Source organism: Bacillus sp. R86525 (genome assembly GCF_042466195.1).
Lineage (GTDB): Bacteria > Bacillota > Bacilli > Bacillales > Bacillaceae_G > Bacillus_A > Bacillus_A nitratireducens.
In genome coordinates, this window is record NZ_JAXHPX010000007.1 from 1,091,917 (window position 1) to 1,110,034 (window position 18,118).

The following is an 18,118-nucleotide window of genomic DNA, read 5'->3' on the forward strand; positions in this document are numbered from 1 at the left end:
GGGGAAAATTTGAAAATTCATATCGTGCAAAAAGGGGATACCCTTTGGAAAATTGCAAAAAAGTACGGAGTGGATTTTGACACGCTGAAAAAAACAAATACACAGCTTAGTAATCCAGATTTAATCATGCCAGGTATGAAAATTAAAGTACCATCAAACAGCGTTCATGTGAAACAACAGCCTGGAGCGGGTTCCACGCCGCCAAAACAATATGTAAAAGAGGTGCAACAAAAAGAGTTTGCATCAACACCAACTCCACTTGGAATAGAAGATGAAGAGGAAATTACGTATCAATCAGCACCGATTACACAAGAGCCAGCTATGCAACAAACGCAAAAAGAAATGCAGGTAAAACCGCAAAAAGAAATGCAGGTAAAACCGCAAAAAGAAATGCAGGTAAAACCACAAAAAGAAATGCAAGTGAAACCACAAAAAGAAATACAGGTGAAGCCGCAAAAAGAAGTACAACAAGAAAAGCCGATTCAAAAAGAAAAACCAGTTGAAAAGCCGTCTGTTATTCAAAAACCACCTGTTATAGAGAAAGTAGAAAAGCAAAAACCAACTACGAAGGAGAATACTAAATTTTCCATTAATGTATTACCGCAGCCACCGCAACCGCCAATTAAAGCGAAAAAAGAATATAAAATTTCAGATGTAATAAAAAAGGGAAGCGAGTTAATTGCTCCTCAAATTAATAAAATGAAACCTAACAACGTCATTTCTCCGCAAACGAAAAAAGACAATATAGGAAATGTCTCACCACAAGTGAAAAAAGAAAACGTAGGAAACATAATTTCACCGCAAGTGAAGAAAGAAAATATAGGGAGTATAGTCTCACCGCAAGTAAAGAAAGAAAATGTAGGGAGTATAGTCTCACCGCAAGTGAAGAAAGAAAATGTAGGGAATATAGTCTCACCGCAAGTGAAGAAAGAAAATGTAGGGAATATAGTCTCACCGCAAGTGAAAAAAGAAAATATGGGGAACATAGTGTCACCGCAAGTGAAGAAAGAAAATGTAGGGAACATAGTGTCACCGCAAGTGAAAAAAGAAAATGTAGAGAATATAGTCTCACCAAACGTATCAAAAGAAAATGTTATTATCCCGCAAGTAATACCGCCAAATATACAAGTGCCGAATATAATGCCAATAATGGATAACAATCAACCACCAAACATAATGCCAATAATGGATAACAATCAAATGCCAAACATAATGCCGATAATGGATAACAATCAAATGCCAAACATGATGCCGACAATGGATAATAACCAAATACCAAACATGATGCCGATAATGGATAACAATCAAATGCCAAACATGATGCCGATAATGGATAACAATCAAATGCCAAACATGATGCCGATAATGGATAACAATCAAATGCCAAACATGATGCCAATAATGGATAACAATCAAATGCCGAACATGATGCCGATAATGGATAATAATCAACCGCCGAATATGATGCCGATAATGGATAACAATCAAATGCCGAACATGATGCCGATAATGGATAACAATCAAATGCCAAACATGATGCCGACAATGGATAATAACCAAATACCAAACATGATGCCGATAATGGATAACAATCAAATGCCAAACATGATGCCGATAATGGATAACAATCAAATGCCAAACATGATGCCGATAATGGATAACAATCAAATGCCAAACATGATGCCGATAATGGATAACAATCAAATGCCAAACATGATGCCAATAATGGATAATAATCAATCGCCGAATATGATGCCATATCAAATGCCGTATCAACAGCCAATGATGCCGCCATATCCGCAACAAAATCCATACAATCAAATGCCGTATCAACAAATGGTGCCGCAATATACTTCTATGCCAAATCCAAATATGATGCCAATGGATAATAATATGCCGCCACTCGTGCAAGGTGAAGAAGATTGTGGATGCGGAGGAGAAAGTAGGTTATATAGTCCGCAACCGGGTGGACCACAATATGCTAATCCTTTATATTATCAACCAACTCAGCCAGCATATGCACCACAGCCAGGAACGATGTATTATCAACCAGATCCACCAAACGTATTCGGAGAGCCAGTTTCGGAAGAAGAGGACGAAGAGGAAGTTTAAAAAAGGTGGGATTATTCCCGCCTTTTTTGCATTCATGTTAATTAAAAAAATAAAGTTTTTTCATCAAGTGTTAGAAAATTCCTAGTGAAATATTAACAGTGTAAAAAACCTCTCTGTTACTCATCATAAGGGGGAGCTTTTCGAAAGAGAAGTCCATTCTAACAGAGGGGGTTTTTGTATTGAATACGAAAGTAAAAGTTATTGCTGCTTCTTTGTTAGTTACCAGTGCATTAGCTGCATGTGGTACACCAAAAAATAATAATGCCATGGATGGACGTAACTACAATTATGAGCGTACATCTTATAATGATACACACCAGTATCGTGATAATGTAGCGCGTAACGATCGTTATACAGATTATGTAACATATAGAAATGGTCGTAACGATACAGGATACAATTATTACCGCGATGTAAATTACAACGGGCAAATTGCTAATCCGCATCCAACTCGTAATATTACAATGAACAATTCATACATTAACAATGATGGTAAAACTGCAGAGAAAATTACGAATCGTGTAAAACGTATGAATAACGTAGATCGAGTTTCTACAGTTGTATATGGAAACGATGTAGCGATTGCGGTAAAACCACGTAATACAACGACGAATGAAACAGCGATGGCGAACGAAATTCGTCAAGCTGTTGTGAATGAAGTTGGAAATAGAAACGTATATGTTTCTGTAAGAAATGACATGTTTACTCGTGTCGATGCAATGAGTACGCGTTTACGTAACGGCACAGTTACAAACGATTTTAATCGTGACATAACAAATATGTTCCGAGACATTCGTTACGGTTTAACTGGTACTATGCGATAGCAAAATAAAAGAGGAAGGGCTAGCCCTTCCTCTTTATTCATCGTCGTCTTGTAAACGACGTTTTTTTATGAAATAACTAACGGAATAAGAAGTTAAAAAGCATATGAAGAAAATACTACCTGTAAGGATAGCTTCAAACAGAGGTCTTTCTGGACTGAAAATGATATAAATAATAGCTATAATAATTCCAACAATAAGAGAACGTAAAACAATTTTGTAATAGGGAGTTAACTTTATATCCTTTTCACTTTCTTCTACATCGATTGAAACGCTTAACTGTAAATAAGCAATTAAAATACTCGTAAGCATAAATAATAACCATAATGGAGATTTTGTAATTTGATCCATTCCTTCAGTGAATCCGATATACCCTAAAATTCCAATTATACCGAGTGATTGAAAAAGAAAGGCAATACGTATGTTTTTTAACGTTTGCAGAATGAGTCGTTCATCCTTAATTTTTTTCACAATATCCATCTCCTGTTAATTATGATTTCGCTGTTATATTAATTGTAACATATATATTACATTTATCAATTTATAATTTACATATAATTCATTTGGATGAAAGAGGAAATATAATATTTTTATAAACATGTTGCGCTTCTATCTTATTAATGTTATATTAGCAAAGCGATGAGCTAATTTACGTAAGACGAGAGATATGCTTAAGTGCTAAACACGCGAATGTGGTCGCCTGGTCTCTCGCCGTAAACGCATCAAGACGCCTGCTTTGCAGGCGTCTTTCATTTTATACAAATGTAAAGAGAAGAATGGAGGAATCCGGTCTTCTCTTTTTTATTGCTTTAAAGTCAGAAAATAAAGTTATTTACAAGTGTATGTGAAAGGGTTACTATTGAATGGTAATATATTACATGTGTTTCAGATATAAAAGGTTGGGATGAAGAGAATATGAAGAATTTTGAATGTAGAAATACAGAAGTTGTGTTAGAAAAATTTCAAATCGTAACACCTATATTTCAGGCGCTAGGAGATGCGAATCGTCAGCAAATTATTATGTTGTTATTAGAAAACAAACAGATGAATGTAACACAAATAACAGATGAAATGGGGATTTCTAGACCAGCTGTTTCGCATCATTTGAAAATTTTAAAACAAGCAGAACTAATTGTAGCGGATCGGAATGGAAAAGAAACTTTTTATTCTATAATAGCCGGAGAATTTTTAAAACAGGTAAAGGATTTACTTCAAGCAATAGAGTCAAATTATTAATTTTTTTTAACTAACATGTAAACAAGTTTAAACTTTTAAACTTGTTTACATGAAAGGGGTAATAAAAATGAACAGAATAAACCGTATGTATGTAATTATGTTACTTGTTCCTTTGTTTTGGGGTGGATCTTTTGCAACAGCAGAGCATGTTATTACTGAAATTCCACCGATTACCGCGGCAACAATTCGTTTTGGTTTAGCTGGTTGTATTTTAATAGGCATAGTTTTTATGAAATCTGAGTGGAATACAAGTTTGTTATTAAAGAATTGGAAAGGGTTGCTATTTGTATCACTAACAGGTATTTTTGGCTACAATGTTTTTTTCTTTATGGGACTTAACTATACTTCTACTATGAATGGCTCACTTATTATTGCTACAATGCCCGTTTTTGTAACATTGGGAGCAATATTATTTTTTAAAGAGTCTTGGAGTATAAAAGTGGGAATAAGTTTAATTTTGTCCCTTATCGGTGTAATAGTTGTTATTACGAGTGGTTCAATGAATATACTTATGTCTTTGTCATTTAATAAGGGAGATCTTCTATTTATAGCTGCTTTAATCTGTGGGGTGTTATATAGCTTAACAGGAAAAAAGGTTATGCGTGGCATATCCCCTTTGTTAATTACAATGAGTATGACGGTATTAGGTACTGTGTTTTTAGCAGGCCTTTCTCTATATGAAGATGGATGGGGAAAGGTTTTAACGCTTTCTTTACAAGGATGGATAGAAATGTTGTATATGGTCATATGTGGGACGTTAATTGGATATATCGTGTTTAATAAAGGAGTAGAAGAGCTAGGTGCAAGCAAAGCGAGTATGTATTTAAATCTAACTCCTATTGTGGCTACTGGTATATCAGTCGTATTATATGGAGCAGCTGTTACGTGGCAACAAATAGTTGGGATGATAATCGTATTAATTGGGGTTTATATAGCAACGGTACAATCAAATAAAGGTATAAAAAAGCTTTCACATAATCAATATGTTTCGAAATAGGTAGAAATAATTGGACTCTATAAGTCTTAATGGGAGCAATCTATGAATTAGGGATAAAACCCCCATTTCCGGAAAAACTACAAATGAAAGTATGATTTTGCCTAGAAGAGGTGAACGGAAATGAAATGGATACTAATTGCATTGCAAGCTTTCGTTATGATGTTTTGCTTAGCTTATGGATCCGATGTGAGGGCAGAAGTAGTAGAAAAAGAACCTCAAGTTACAATTTTATTAGAGCGCATGTATGTTGATGGAGAAGTAAGTGAGGAAATACTGACAGAAAAAGTAGCGGATTTAGAAAAGTTTTTGCAACAATATAAGGAATGGCAACTTGTTGATCGTGATGATGTACAAATTGTATTACAAAAGAAAGTTGATGATATTTCTCCTTTACTGAAAACGAGCGGTTATTTTGGTGTTTCAGAGGAAGGGATATTACAAATTTTCAAAGGGGTACCGAAAAGTGATAACGCGATCCACTCCTTCTTTCAAATTGATATGAAAAAGCTTGAGAGTTATGAGCGTGCGAAATTGAAACGTGGTATTCGCATAAAATCAAAAGAAGGTTTTGTGAAGACAATCGAAAAAATGAAGCAGTATGCAGTGCAAAATAAGAAAAAAAGCAGCTCATGGTAAGCTGCTTTTTCTTATTTATTTTTAGCTAAAATTTCTTTTGCAATTTCATCAATTAGCATATCTTTTCCGATTGGATTGAATGCTTTCGTATTGAAGACTTCATTTGATACTTCGTATACGTGATTGTTTTTTACTGCTTTATTATCTTTCCAAACGGCACTGTTTTTATAGTCTTCGTACACTTTATCAGCTTCACCGCCGAAGTTTACGACAAACATTTGGTCAGGCTGGAATGCAACAAGGCCTTCTAGTGATACTTGTGCCATCGTTTGTTTTAAATCTGTACCTTTTGTTGCTGGAAGCTTTAAATCGTTAAAGATGATGTCACCGTATCCGAAGCTACCGTATACACGGAAGTTTTGAGGTGTAACTGCGACGAACATAAAGTTTTCATCTTTTGTTTTTTCTTTAATTTTTTTTGATAAAGAGTCTGCTTTTTTATCGTAGTCTGCAATCCATTTGTCAGCTTTCTTCTCTTCGTCAAATAGTTTACCTACTTCTTTAAACTTACCACGCCAGTCTTCTAGATTTGTTTCTAGAACAACTGTCGGTGCAACTTTTTCTAGTTGATCATAAATTTTCAATTGACGATTGTTTAAAATAATTAAGTCTGGTTTTAAAGCTGTAACAGCCTCTAGGTCAACTTTAGGCGCCCAGTACCAGCCGACTGCCTTTACGCCGTCTAGCTTGTCAGTTAAGTGATTTTGGATTTTATCTTTATATGTGTTTGCTGTGCCAACAGGTTTATGTCCAAGGATTAATAATTCCTCTGTTGATCCAGATAAATCAACAATTCTCTTTGGATTAACTGGAATTGTTGCTTCCCCTTTAGCATGTTTTACAACTTTTGTTTTCGGTTGTTCTTTTGCTTTTGCTTCCTCTTTTTGAGAAGAACAGCCAACGATAGAAAGAACAACTAGCATAATAGTAAATAAAATAAATAGCTTTTGTTTCATCCTGATGTAACCCCTTTAATTAATATTGATAATCATTATCGACTTCTGTATATTAAGGTGCTTTATCCTTTCTGTCAATGGAAAATCACAGAAGTTTCAAATAGAGAACATTTGTTGGGGCAGTCTCGCTTTTCTATTGTTAAATATGTTAAAATGGAATACATGATTTGAGAGGGAGAGATCGTATTTTGTTTGAATATGTTACAGGTTACGTGGAGCATGTAGGACCGGAATATGTCGTAATTGACCATAATGGAATTGGTTATCAAATTTTCACACCAAATCCGTATGTATTTCAAAGAAGTAAGCAAGAAATCCGTGTCTATACATATCATTATGTGAGAGAAGATATTATGGCACTTTACGGGTTTAAAACACGTGAAGAGCGTTTATTATTTACTAAGTTGTTAGGTGTGTCTGGCATTGGACCAAAAGGCGCTCTTGCAATTTTAGCTTCTGGTCAAACTGGACAGGTCGTTCAAGCGATTGAACATGAAGATGAGAAGTTCTTAGTGAAGTTCCCAGGCGTCGGAAAGAAAACAGCGCGCCAAATGATTTTAGATTTAAAAGGAAAACTAGCAGATGTTGTACCAGATGCGTTTGTTGATTTGTTCTCAGATGTTGAAAGTTTTGATGAGAAGAAAGGTTCATCAGTGGAACTTGATGAAGCACTGGAAGCGCTGCGTGCACTTGGTTATGCAGAACGAGAAGTTTCTCGCGTTGTACCAGAGTTATTAAAAGAATCATTAACGACGGATCAATATATTAAAAAGGCACTTAGTCTTTTACTAAACGGTAAGAGGTGAGTATAATGGACGAACGTCTCCTTTCAGGGGAATCTGGATACGAAGATGCGGATTTAGAGTATTCATTACGGCCACAGACGCTCCGTCAGTATATTGGCCAAGATAAAGCGAAACATAATTTAGAAGTGTTTATTGAAGCGGCGAAAATGCGTGAAGAAACGTTAGACCACGTACTTTTATATGGCCCACCTGGACTTGGTAAAACGACGCTTGCGAATATTATTGCCAATGAAATGGGTGTTAACATTCGAACGACGTCAGGTCCCGCAATTGAAAGACCAGGAGATTTAGCAGCTGTATTAACAGCGCTTCAGCCTGGAGATGTATTATTTATTGATGAAATTCATCGTTTGCATAGATCTATTGAAGAAGTGCTATACCCGGCGATGGAAGATTTTTGCCTTGATATCGTGATTGGAAAAGGACCATCAGCGCGCTCTGTACGATTAGACTTACCTCCATTTACGCTAGTTGGGGCAACGACGCGTGCAGGTGCATTATCAGCACCACTTCGTGACCGTTTCGGTGTACTTTCACGCTTAGAGTATTATACAGTAGATCAGCTTTCTGCGATTGTCGAACGTACAGCAGAAGTGTTTGAAGTTGAAATAGATTCGTTAGCTGCACTAGAAATTGCAAGACGTGCTCGTGGTACACCTCGTATAGCGAATCGTTTATTACGACGTGTACGGGACTTCGCACAAGTTCGCAGCGACGGAACAATTGCAATGGAAATTACACAAATGGCGTTAGAACTACTGCAAGTAGATAAATTAGGTCTTGATCATATTGACCATAAATTATTACTTGGTATTATTGAAAAGTTCCGCGGTGGTCCAGTTGGACTAGAAACAGTTTCGGCGACGATTGGGGAAGAATCTCATACGATTGAAGATGTGTATGAGCCATATTTATTACAAATTGGCTTTTTACAACGAACTCCAAGAGGCCGTATTGTAACTCCGCTTGCATATGAACATTTCGGAATGGAGATGCCAAAAGCATGACGGAGATGCCAAAGCTGCTTATTACAGCTGGTATTTTACTCATTGTTGTTGGTCTAGCTTGGAAGTTCATTGGAAGACTTCCAGGCGATATTTTTGTGAAAAAAGGAAACGTTACCTTTTATTTTCCTATCATTACATGTATTGTGTTAAGTATTGTATTATCTTTTATTATGTATATAATAAATCGATTTAAATAAGAAATAGGTGGATATAGTTATGGATATTAATCTGTTTGATTTTCATTTACCAGAAGAACTTATTGCACAAGTCCCATTAGAGGATCGTGAAACATCAAGATTAATGGTGTTAGATCGTGAAACCGGTGATATTGAGCATAAACATTTTACAGACATTCTTTCTTACTTACATGAGGGGGATTGCTTAGTTTTAAATGAAACGAAAGTTATGCCTGCTCGTTTGCATGGTGTGAAGGAAGATACAGGTGCACACATTGAAGTACTTCTTCTAAAACAAGAAGAAGGCGATACGTGGGAAACGCTTGTTAAGCCAGCGAAACGTGTAAAAGAAGGAACCGTGATCTCTTTTGGCGAAGGGAAATTAAAAGCAACTTGCACAGGAACTGCAGATCAAGGTGGACGTCAGCTTGAATTTTCATATGACGGCATCTTCTATGAAATTTTAGATGAACTTGGGGAAATGCCACTTCCTCCATATATTAAAGAGACGCTAGAAGATCGCGATCGCTACCAAACAGTATATGCGAAAGAAATTGGTTCAGCAGCAGCGCCGACTGCGGGACTTCACTTTACAGAAGAGTTACTTGAGAAGTTAAAGCAAAAGGGTGTTCAATTAGCTTTCATTACACTTCACGTAGGGCTTGGAACATTTAGACCAGTTTCTGCAGATACGATTGAAGAGCACCATATGCACGCAGAATATTACCATATGTCTGAAGAGACGGCTGTGTTATTAAATCGTGTGAAAGAGAATGGTGGACGTATTATTACAGTAGGTACGACATCAACTCGTACGTTAGAAACAATTGCGACAGATCATGATGGTAAGCTTTGCGCTGCTTCTGGATGGACAGATATTTTTATGTACCCAGGTTATGAATTTAAAGCAATTGATGGTTTAATTACAAACTTCCATTTGCCAAAATCAACATTAATTATGCTTGTAAGTGCATTTTCAAATAGAGATAATGTACTTCATGCTTACAATGAAGCAGTAAAAGAAAAATATCGTTTCTTTAGTTTCGGTGATGCGATGTTCGTTGCATCTCACGCTAAAATGAGAAACAAATAAAAGGAGTAAATTATGACAGCAATTCGTTATGAATTTATTAAAACTTGTAAACAAACGGGTGCGCGTTTAGGTCGTGTACATACGCCACACGGTTCATTTGATACACCAACATTTATGCCAGTTGGTACACTTGCAACAGTTAAAACGATGTCACCAGAAGAATTAAAGGCAATGGATTCGGGCATTATCTTAAGTAATACGTATCACTTATGGTTACGTCCAGGTCATGAAATTGTACGCGAAGCAGGCGGTTTGCATAAATTTATGAACTGGGATCGTGCAATTTTAACAGATTCTGGTGGTTTCCAAGTATTTAGTTTAAGTGACTTCCGCCGTATCGAAGAGGAAGGTGTTCACTTCCGTAACCACTTAAACGGAGATAAATTATTCTTATCACCAGAAAAAGCGATGGAAATCCAAAATGCATTAGGTTCAGATATCATGATGGCATTTGATGAGTGTCCACCATTCCCAGCTACTTTTGAATATATGAAGAAATCTGTAGAACGTACAAGCCGCTGGGCAGAGCGTTGCTTAAAAGCACATGAACGTCCACAAGATCAAGGTTTATTCGGTATTGTACAGGGTGGAGAGTTTGAAGAGCTTCGTCGTCAAAGTGCGAAAGATCTTGTTTCAATGGACTTCCCTGGATATGCTATAGGCGGTCTATCTGTTGGTGAACCGAAAGATATTATGAACCGTGTTCTTGAGTTTACAACACCACTTCTTCCGGATAATAAACCACGTTACTTAATGGGAGTAGGTTCTCCTGACTCGTTAATTGATGGTGCAATTCGCGGTGTTGATATGTTTGACTGTGTACTTCCAACTCGTATAGCTCGAAATGGTACATGTATGACAAGTGAAGGTCGTTTAGTTGTAAAAAATGCGAAATTCGCTAGAGACTTCGGTCCGCTTGATCCGAACTGTGATTGCTACACATGTAAAAATTACTCTCGTGCGTATATTCGTCACTTAATGAAATGTGATGAAACGTTCGGAATTCGTTTAACGTCTTATCACAACCTTCATTTTCTGTTAAACTTAATGGAGCAGGTGAGACAAGCTATTCGTGAAGACCGTCTTGGCGATTTCCGCGAAGAGTTCTTTGAACAGTATGGCTTTAATAAACCGAATGCTAAAAACTTCTAATACATAATTTAAAAGGAGGAACAAAAGATGAATCCAGGTATGATGAATATCATTATGATCGTTGCGATGTTTGCGATTTTCTATTTCTTATTAATTCGCCCGCAACAAAAGCGTCAAAAAGCAGTTGCTCAAATGCAAAATGAGTTGTCAAAAGGTGATGCTATCATAACGATTGGTGGCTTACACGGTACAATTGAATCAGTAGATGAAACGAAAATCGTTGTTAAATCTGGTGGTTCACACTTAACTTTCGATCGCAATGCGATTCGTGAAGTTGTGAAAAACTAATGATGAAGGCCCTGCATGAAATATGCAGGGCCTTTTTTAGTTATTTTGTTTTGACATATTTACTCCGAAAATACCACCGAGTGTACTCGCACCCATTAATGCTAATTGGTAGAGTAACTGTGGGTTCGATAAAGTTTGAGAGAAGCCTAAATAGTTAACTAGAAAAACAAGTATGGCGAATGTAAGTCCTGTTGTGAAACCTACTAGCCAACCTTTCCCTTGCGCCTTTTTTCCAGCAATAAACCCAGACATAAGCATAGATAGAAGAGCTAGTATCAAAATAGTAACGGTTAATGTCCCTTCATTCATATTCGTAAACTTTAACAATAGAGCTATAACCATGCTAGTAATAGATGCGAGGATAAGTAGGGTAATAATACCGAAGCCGATTGCAGTTGATAATTTTTTCGTTCCATCCATTTATGAATTCCCCCTTTTTAATACAAGCATATTTTCATTTTGATCAAGTTAGACTAGTTTCTTTTTTGTAGGGAAGTCTATAAATAAAAAAGGAGATGTAGAAATGGAATGGGTATCAATAATTGGCCGGACGATGCTTTTGTATATCATTATCTTAATTATTTTCCGCCTTATGGGTAAACGTGAAATTGGAGAGCTAAGTGTATTAGATCTAGTCGTATTCATTATGCTTGGAGAAATGGCCGTAGTAGCAATTGAAAATACGGATAAATCACTTTGGCATCAATTAGTTCCGATGACTTTTCTTATGTGCATACAAATTATTTTGTCAGTCATTTCTTTAAAGTTTCAACGATTTCGGCATTTAATAGAAGGAGAGCCAGCTATTCTTATAAATGCGGGAAAGATTGATGAAAAAAAGATGCGGAAACAGCGCTATAACATAGATGATTTAATGATGCAATTAAGGGAGCAAGGAGTTGGAGATGTGCGGGATGTGGAGTACGCTATTTTGGAACCATCAGGGAAGTTGTCTATTTTTCAAAAACAAAAAAGTAAAAAGAGTAAAAATGATACGCCTATTTTTACTCTCCCGTTAATTATTGATGGAGAAATTCAATTCAATCATTTGCAAATGATTGAACATACAGACGAATGGCTCATTGGAAAATTAAAAAACTTAGGTTATAACGATATAGCACAAATTTTATACTGCAGCTTTCAAAATGGCCAATTTTTTGTGGATTTGAAAGGAAACTAGAGGCTTACCGTATTGAATAGTAAGCCTATTTACTTCAAAAATGAAAGTTTCCGAATGATAGGGAGGCGACTCAGCTCTTCTTTTCGAATGAGTTTGAAAGCAAAGAGGAGGAAAATATAAACGATTGTTGTTAAAGTGATTTCCCATAATGTTTGTACGCCAAGTGAATGAGAGAAAATAATATACTTATGAAGGTAAAAACCGAAGGCCCCTGCAATACCGATGGCAAGTCCTCCAAAAATATAGTCTTTTGCATAAATGGTAAATTTAATTTTCTTTAAAACAGTAGCATAGTGAAGGAATGTTACCGTCACTATATTTGCTGCAATAGCGAGGGCAACTCCCATCATTTGAAACTCTGGCTTTGAAGCTAGTACAAAAATAACGATTAATTTCACGATAGCGCCAATAAATGTGTTCATCATTGCAGCTCTTGCTAAGTTTAAAGCTTGCAACACAGATGTAAGTGGGCTTTGAAAATAATGAAATAAAAAGCAGGGTGCAAGAAGTTGGATGAACGCTGTTGCACTGTCCGATCCATACATAAGCGTTAAGACGGGTGAAGCAAATACATATAAAATAACGACTGACCATCCACCAGTAATTAAGGAAATTCGAAGGGCTTGTTGTAAACGGTGTTCCACTAATTTGTGCTGTCTCTTTGCCATTGCTTCACTAATGGAAGGGACGAGTGCTGTAGAAAGAGCGTATGTAATAAAGGCAGGTAGTGATAGAAGCGGGAAGGCGTAACCGTTCAATATACCGTATTGCTGTGTTGCGACAGAAGCGGCAACCCCGGCAATTGCTAAGCTTTGCATAACAACGATAGGTTCAAAGAAATATGAAACAGAACCGATTAAACGGCTTCCTGTAGTTGGAAGTGCGATATCCATAAGAGAATAAAATGTATTTTTGCTCTCCTTTACCGTAGTGAAAAACCCAGAGCGTATAGATAAATGTTTTTCGCGCTGGAATAAAGTAAGTAAAAATAATAAAGATGCAACTTCGCCAAGAACGGCTGATAGCATGGCGCCAGCTGCAGCATATTCTACGCCGTAAGGTAAAAATAACCGAATGCATACAGCGATAATTGTAATGCGGACAACTTGTTCTATGACTTGAGCATAAGCGCTAGGCTTCATATTTTGTTTCCCTTGGAAATAACCGCGTAAAACAGAAGAAACAGCAATAACAGGAACGACAGGTAAAATGGCCATTAATGGATAGTACGTTCTTTCATCGGTTAATAATGTTTTTGCTAAAATAGGTGTGAGGAGCATAATCCCAATTGTTAAAATGATGCTAATAAAGGAAGTGACAGCTAGTGATACGGTTAATATTTTTTTTATTTTTTGTTTATCGTTCACCGCTTCCGCTTCTGCTACAAATTTTGCGATTGCAACGGGAAGACCTATTTGTGTTAATGTAATTGCTAAAATGAAGGTGGGAACAGCCATCATATAAAGGCCAACGCCTTCTTCGCCTAAAATACGTGCCATTACAATGCGGTTAATAAATCCAAGGATTTTTGTAATAAAGCCAGCTATCATTAAAATAAATGCACCTTTTAAAAAGCTTTGTCTTGTCATACTCTTCTCCTACCTTCTCAAAATCAATGGAATGATTTACAATAATTTATATGCACGTATGAGACAAGAATGACAAGCATTTAAGAGAGTAAAGTGTGAATGGTACTCTTGAAAGAAGTTATTACTGTCCATTAGAGCGGGATTAAAAGCGACTTTTCGTGCTGAAATCAGAAGGAGATGTTTATATATGTTGGATAAAGAGGCTTTGGTAGAATCATACCGCGGACAGTTACAAGTCGTTTTAGAAAGTAAAGTAGAAGAGTTTCAAATGTTCGGTTACGACCGAGTGACAGATAATGATATTTGGAAGTTTCTCAAGGCGAAAAAGTGGAAAAAGATAGACAGTGATGTTAGGTTATATGAATTAGTAAATGATGTATTAAGAGTAAGTACTAATGAATATATGAATTATTTAACTGTTGAAGCATATCAAGCGCCACTTTGGTCGTTTGACGAATATGAAAATAAATAACCGACTGTAATTGGTTTGTTCTTCCTTTTGCAGTATAATGATAGGTATTGATAAAGAGGAAATAATTATGTCTAAGATTATATATAAAGGAGGTAGTGAAGAGGAAAAATAAATAATGAAAGTGAAGGTATGGTGACAAGCTTACCGACACAGCTAGTGATGAACTAGCGAAAATACATGTATTTTATAGAAAGGAAGTCTACTAACTAGGCGTATGCACACGTGTAAAAATGAATCGTAAGAGATTTATTGAAGGAGTTAGTAGCAGAAAGAGGGTACATATGGCAAAGCGTGGTACAAGAATTGCCGCCTTTTTCCTCATCGTTTTATTAATTGGTGGAGTAATTGGTGCGGCAGGAAAAGACATAGCAAAAGGAATTAGTCTAGGACTAGACCTTCGCGGTGGTTTTGAAATTCTGTATGAAGTAAAACCAGCCAAAAAAGGTGATAAAATCGATCGTAATGCACTTGTAAGTACAGTAGGTGCTCTTGAAAATCGTGTCAATGTTCTTGGTGTAAGTGAGCCGAACATTCAAATCGAAGGGGAAGATCGAATTCGTGTACAGCTTGCTGGTGTACAAGATCAGCAAAAAGCACGTGAAATGTTATCAACACAAGCGAAACTAACATTCCGTGATGTGGATGACAACCTTCTTATGGACGGAACGGATTTAAAAGGCGGCGGAGCAAAGCAAACATTTGATGAGCAAGGCCGTGCGAGCGTAGGTCTTACACTAAAAAGCGCTGACAAATTCCGTGAAGTAACTGAAAAAATTTCAAAAATGCCACCACCAACGAATTTAATGGTAATTTGGCTTGATTTTGAAGAAGGAAAAGATTCGTATAAAGCAGAGTCTGCAAAACCGAATCCGAAGTTCTTATCAGCGGCAACAGTAAGCCAAGTGTTTAACCAAGCTGAAGTATCTATCGTAGGTGGAAACTTTACAGTGGAAAGCGCGAAAGAACTTTCATCTTTATTAAATGCAGGTGCACTTCCTGTTGATTTAAAAGAAATGTATTCAACATCTGTTGGAGCGAAATTTGGGCAACAAGCATTAGAGCAAACGATTTTCGCTAGTGCGATTGGTATTGCTATAATCTTCTTATTTATGCTTGTATTCTACCGTTTACCGGGAATTGTAGCGGTTGTTATGTTAGGTTTATACATTTTCGTTACATTGCTTGTCTTTAACTGGATGCATGCGGTTCTTACGTTGCCAGGTATTGCAGCGTTAGTGCTCGGGGTAGGTATCGCAGTTGATGCGAATATTATTACGTACGAGAGACTGAAAGAAGAGCTGAAAATTGGTAAGTCCATGATGTCAGCATTTCGTGCTGGTAACCATCGTTCATTAGCAACAATTTTAGATGCGAACATTACAACACTTGCAGCAGCTGGTGTATTATTCGTTTATGGTAATAGCTCTGTAAAAGGATTCGCGACAAGTTTAATCGTAAGTATTTTAGTTGGTTTCATTACGAACGTATTCGGTACTCGTTTCTTACTAGGATTACTTGTAAAGAGCCGTTATTTTGATAAAAAACCAGCATATTTTGGTGTTAAGGAAAAGGATATTATTCCATTAACAAAAGGTGTGGTACATCCACCGACAAGATTTGATCGTATTAATTTCGTAAATATCGGTCATAAATTCCTTATCTTCTCGATGGTAGTTGTAATTGCAGGTGCAATTATACTACCAATTTTCAAACTGAATCTTGGGATTGACTTTGCAAGTGGTACACGTATCGACTTGCAATCTAAACAAGCACTTACTGTGTCAGATGTTCATAAAGATTTGAAAGAATTGAAGATTGATGTGAAGGAAGAAGATATTGTACCGACTGGGGACGACAATAAAGGTTTCGCCGTTCGTACATTAGGAGTTTTATCAAAAGATGAAATTGCGAAAGCAAAAACATTCTTCCAAGATAAATATGGTACAGAGCCAAACGTAAGTACAGTTTCACCAACAATCGGTAAAGAAATCGCACGAAATGCATTTATCGCAGTATTAATTGCTTCGGTAGTCATTATCTTATACGTAAGTATTCGATTCCGATTTACGTATGCATTATCTGCAGTACTTGCATTACTACATGACGCATTCGTTATGATTGTTATGTTTAGTCTTTTCCAGATAGAAGTAGACTTAACGTTTATCGCTGCGGTATTAACAATCATCGGTTATTCTATCAATGACTCAATTGTTACCTTTGATAGAAACCGTGAATTATACAAACAGAAAAAACGAGTTCGCGACATAAAAGACCTAGAAGAAATCGTAAATGCAAGTATTCGTCAAACGCTTGGTCGTTCGATTAACACCGTATTAACAGTGTTATTCCCGGTAATTGCGTTACTTATCTTCGGTAGCGAGTCACTACGTAACTTCTCGTTGGCGTTACTTGTTGGACTAGTTGTAGGTACGTACTCTTCTGTTTTCGTTGCCTCTCAAATTTGGTTAATGCTTGAAAACCGTCGTTTGAAAAAGGGGAAAAACAAGAAGAAGGTTGAGAAAGTAGAATCTGAACCGCAAGTATAAAAAAGATGATGTCTCTTTATGAGGCATCTCTTTTTTCGTTTGTGGATACAATAAGATAACAACTTTTGAAAGAATAAAATGGAAGAAAGTGGTGAAGTTATCGCTGTTTTTGTTAAAATAAAAAGATAGGTTAAGAAAAGAAGGGATTTTAATTATGGAAAAAGATGAACGTTTTAAACAGGCCGAGTTTGGTGCTATTGTCGGAATCGTTGGTAATATTATATTAGCGATTATAAAAGCGGTAATTGGTTATATTGGAAACAGTAAAGCACTATTAGCGGATGCAGTGCATTCTGGGTCAGATGTAATTGGTTCGCTAGCTGTACTTTTTGGATTACGAGCAGCGAAGCAGCCGCCTGATGAAGATCATCCGTACGGTCATGGCAAAGCGGAATCGATTTCAGCGATTATTGTTGCGGTATTATTATTTATTGTTGGACTAGAGATTGCGATTTCGTCTATAAAAGCTTTTTCACAAGAACTAGAACCGCCGAAGGGAATTACGATTTTTGCTGTTATTTTTTCTATTGTCGTGAAAGAAGGAATGTTTCAATATAAATTCCGATTAGGGAAAAGGATAAATAGTGATGCAATTATTGCAAATGCATATGAGCACCGTTCGGATGTATTTTCTTCAATTGCAGCTTTAATCGGTATTTGTGCAGCGATTATTGGTGGTAAGTTCGGTTTAGATTGGCTTGTATATGCCGATCCAATTGCAGGATTATTTGTTTCACTTCTTGTTGCAAAAATGGCGTGGAGTATTGGGGCAGAAGCGATTCATGCAACGCTTGATCATGTTCTTCATGAGGAAGATGTTATTCCGCTTAGAGGAGCAGTACTTCAAATAGATGGTGTGAAAAAAATCGGTTCTTTATATGCGAGGGAGCATGGTCATTACGTTATTGTTGATATTAAAGTTTCTGTAGATCCATACATTACTGTAGAAGAAGGGCACCGCATTGGAAAGCATGTGAAAGAAACGCTTATGAAACAAGATAACGTACAAAATGTTTTTGTACATATAAATCCGTATTCCCCAAATTAAATG

19 protein-coding genes are annotated in these 18,118 nt (G+C 36.6%); 15 read left to right on the forward strand and 4 right to left on the reverse strand.

The window, feature by feature from the left end; all coding sequences use genetic code 11:
- Window positions 1-9: 9 nt before the first annotated feature.
- Together exsA and SJY24_RS08145 are read left to right on the forward strand one after the other, a co-directional pair.
- A complete protein-coding gene (gene exsA, locus SJY24_RS08140) occupies window positions 10-2,112 on the forward strand; it encodes a spore coat assembly protein ExsA (RefSeq protein ID WP_377864358.1) in 2,103 nt (700 codons plus the stop codon).
- Between the two features lie 179 nt (window positions 2,113-2,291).
- Window positions 2,292-2,936 (forward strand): YhcN/YlaJ family sporulation lipoprotein, encoded by a 645-nt coding sequence (locus SJY24_RS08145; RefSeq protein WP_097808895.1) that lies wholly within the window; start codon window positions 2,292-2,294, stop codon window positions 2,934-2,936.
- A gap of 33 nt (window positions 2,937-2,969) precedes the next feature.
- Here the strand turns inward: SJY24_RS08145 and SJY24_RS08150 are convergent, their stop codons facing one another.
- Entirely contained in the window at window positions 2,970-3,413 is a 444-nt protein-coding gene (locus tag SJY24_RS08150) for a branched-chain amino acid ABC transporter substrate-binding protein (RefSeq protein WP_098764390.1), read from the reverse strand.
- A 435-nt stretch (window positions 3,414-3,848) separates the two neighbouring features.
- Between SJY24_RS08150 and SJY24_RS08155 the strand changes: the two genes are divergently transcribed.
- From SJY24_RS08155 to SJY24_RS08165, 3 genes are all read left to right on the forward strand, one after another.
- Window positions 3,849-4,169, forward strand: a complete 321-nt coding sequence (locus SJY24_RS08155; RefSeq protein ID WP_377864359.1) for an ArsR/SmtB family transcription factor — start codon at window positions 3,849-3,851, stop codon at window positions 4,167-4,169.
- 67 nt (window positions 4,170-4,236) lie between these two features.
- Entirely contained in the window at window positions 4,237-5,166 is a 930-nt protein-coding gene (locus SJY24_RS08160) for a DMT family transporter (protein ID WP_377864360.1), read from the forward strand.
- A 120-nt stretch (window positions 5,167-5,286) separates the two neighbouring features.
- Window positions 5,287-5,802 carry a BofC C-terminal domain-containing protein gene (locus SJY24_RS08165; protein WP_097830581.1) on the forward strand — a complete coding sequence of 172 codons (516 nt, stop codon included), beginning with the start codon at window positions 5,287-5,289 and terminating at the stop codon, window positions 5,800-5,802.
- Window positions 5,803-5,813: 11 nt separating this feature from the next.
- Here the strand turns inward: SJY24_RS08165 and SJY24_RS08170 are convergent, their stop codons facing one another.
- A complete protein-coding gene (locus tag SJY24_RS08170; protein WP_377864361.1) occupies window positions 5,814-6,758 on the reverse strand; it encodes an iron-hydroxamate ABC transporter substrate-binding protein in 945 nt (314 codons plus the stop codon).
- Between the two features lie 188 nt (window positions 6,759-6,946).
- On the opposite strand from SJY24_RS08170, the gene ruvA reads away from it, so the two are divergent.
- Genes ruvA through yajC form a run of 6 tightly spaced genes read left to right on the forward strand, consistent with a single transcriptional unit; the run spans window position 6,947 to window position 11,280 of the window.
- Window positions 6,947-7,564: a Holliday junction DNA helicase RuvA gene (gene ruvA, locus SJY24_RS08175; protein ID WP_098272019.1), complete on the forward strand. Its 618-nt coding sequence runs from the start codon at window positions 6,947-6,949 to the stop codon at window positions 7,562-7,564.
- 5 nt (window positions 7,565-7,569) lie between these two features.
- Window positions 7,570-8,571 (forward strand): Holliday junction branch migration DNA helicase RuvB, encoded by a 1,002-nt coding sequence (gene ruvB, locus SJY24_RS08180; protein ID WP_000344469.1) that lies wholly within the window; start codon window positions 7,570-7,572, stop codon window positions 8,569-8,571.
- Entirely contained in the window at window positions 8,568-8,768 is a 201-nt protein-coding gene (locus tag SJY24_RS08185) for a DUF2905 domain-containing protein (protein WP_000138162.1), read from the forward strand. The genes ruvB and SJY24_RS08185 overlap by 4 nt, the downstream gene beginning before the upstream one ends.
- A gap of 19 nt (window positions 8,769-8,787) precedes the next feature.
- Window positions 8,788-9,840 carry a tRNA preQ1(34) S-adenosylmethionine ribosyltransferase-isomerase QueA gene (gene queA / locus SJY24_RS08190; protein ID WP_000354022.1) on the forward strand — a complete coding sequence of 351 codons (1,053 nt, stop codon included), beginning with the start codon at window positions 8,788-8,790 and terminating at the stop codon, window positions 9,838-9,840.
- Between the two features lie 12 nt (window positions 9,841-9,852).
- A complete protein-coding gene (gene tgt, locus SJY24_RS08195; RefSeq protein WP_000125371.1) occupies window positions 9,853-10,992 on the forward strand; it encodes a tRNA guanosine(34) transglycosylase Tgt in 1,140 nt (379 codons plus the stop codon).
- A gap of 27 nt (window positions 10,993-11,019) precedes the next feature.
- Window positions 11,020-11,280 (forward strand): preprotein translocase subunit YajC, encoded by a 261-nt coding sequence (gene yajC, locus SJY24_RS08200; RefSeq protein WP_001068062.1) that lies wholly within the window; start codon window positions 11,020-11,022, stop codon window positions 11,278-11,280.
- Between the two features lie 36 nt (window positions 11,281-11,316).
- Here yajC and SJY24_RS08205 read toward each other — a convergent pair whose 3' ends face one another.
- Window positions 11,317-11,700: a TIGR04086 family membrane protein gene (locus SJY24_RS08205; RefSeq protein ID WP_377864362.1), complete on the reverse strand. Its 384-nt coding sequence runs from the start codon at window positions 11,698-11,700 to the stop codon at window positions 11,317-11,319.
- A 103-nt stretch (window positions 11,701-11,803) separates the two neighbouring features.
- Here SJY24_RS08205 and SJY24_RS08210 point away from each other — a divergent pair, with 103 nt between their 5' ends.
- Window positions 11,804-12,460, forward strand: a complete 657-nt coding sequence (locus tag SJY24_RS08210; RefSeq protein WP_000455376.1) for a DUF421 domain-containing protein — start codon at window positions 11,804-11,806, stop codon at window positions 12,458-12,460.
- A 29-nt stretch (window positions 12,461-12,489) separates the two neighbouring features.
- Here SJY24_RS08210 and spoVB read toward each other — a convergent pair whose 3' ends face one another.
- Window positions 12,490-14,049, reverse strand: a complete 1,560-nt coding sequence (spoVB, locus tag SJY24_RS08215; RefSeq protein WP_000198277.1) for a stage V sporulation protein B — start codon at window positions 14,047-14,049, stop codon at window positions 12,490-12,492.
- 187 nt (window positions 14,050-14,236) lie between these two features.
- Here spoVB and SJY24_RS08220 point away from each other — a divergent pair, with 187 nt between their 5' ends.
- The 3 genes from SJY24_RS08220 (at window position 14,237) to SJY24_RS08230 (ending at window position 18,115) form a co-directional block, all read left to right on the forward strand.
- Window positions 14,237-14,521, forward strand: coding sequence for a post-transcriptional regulator (locus tag SJY24_RS08220; protein WP_002112000.1), 285 nt, complete (start codon window positions 14,237-14,239; stop codon window positions 14,519-14,521).
- A 281-nt stretch (window positions 14,522-14,802) separates the two neighbouring features.
- Window positions 14,803-17,067: a protein translocase subunit SecDF gene (gene secDF / locus SJY24_RS08225; RefSeq protein ID WP_377864363.1), complete on the forward strand. Its 2,265-nt coding sequence runs from the start codon at window positions 14,803-14,805 to the stop codon at window positions 17,065-17,067.
- A 154-nt stretch (window positions 17,068-17,221) separates the two neighbouring features.
- Window positions 17,222-18,115 carry a cation diffusion facilitator family transporter gene (locus SJY24_RS08230; protein WP_377864364.1) on the forward strand — a complete coding sequence of 298 codons (894 nt, stop codon included), beginning with the start codon at window positions 17,222-17,224 and terminating at the stop codon, window positions 18,113-18,115.
- The last annotated feature ends 3 nt before the right edge of the window (window positions 18,116-18,118 follow it).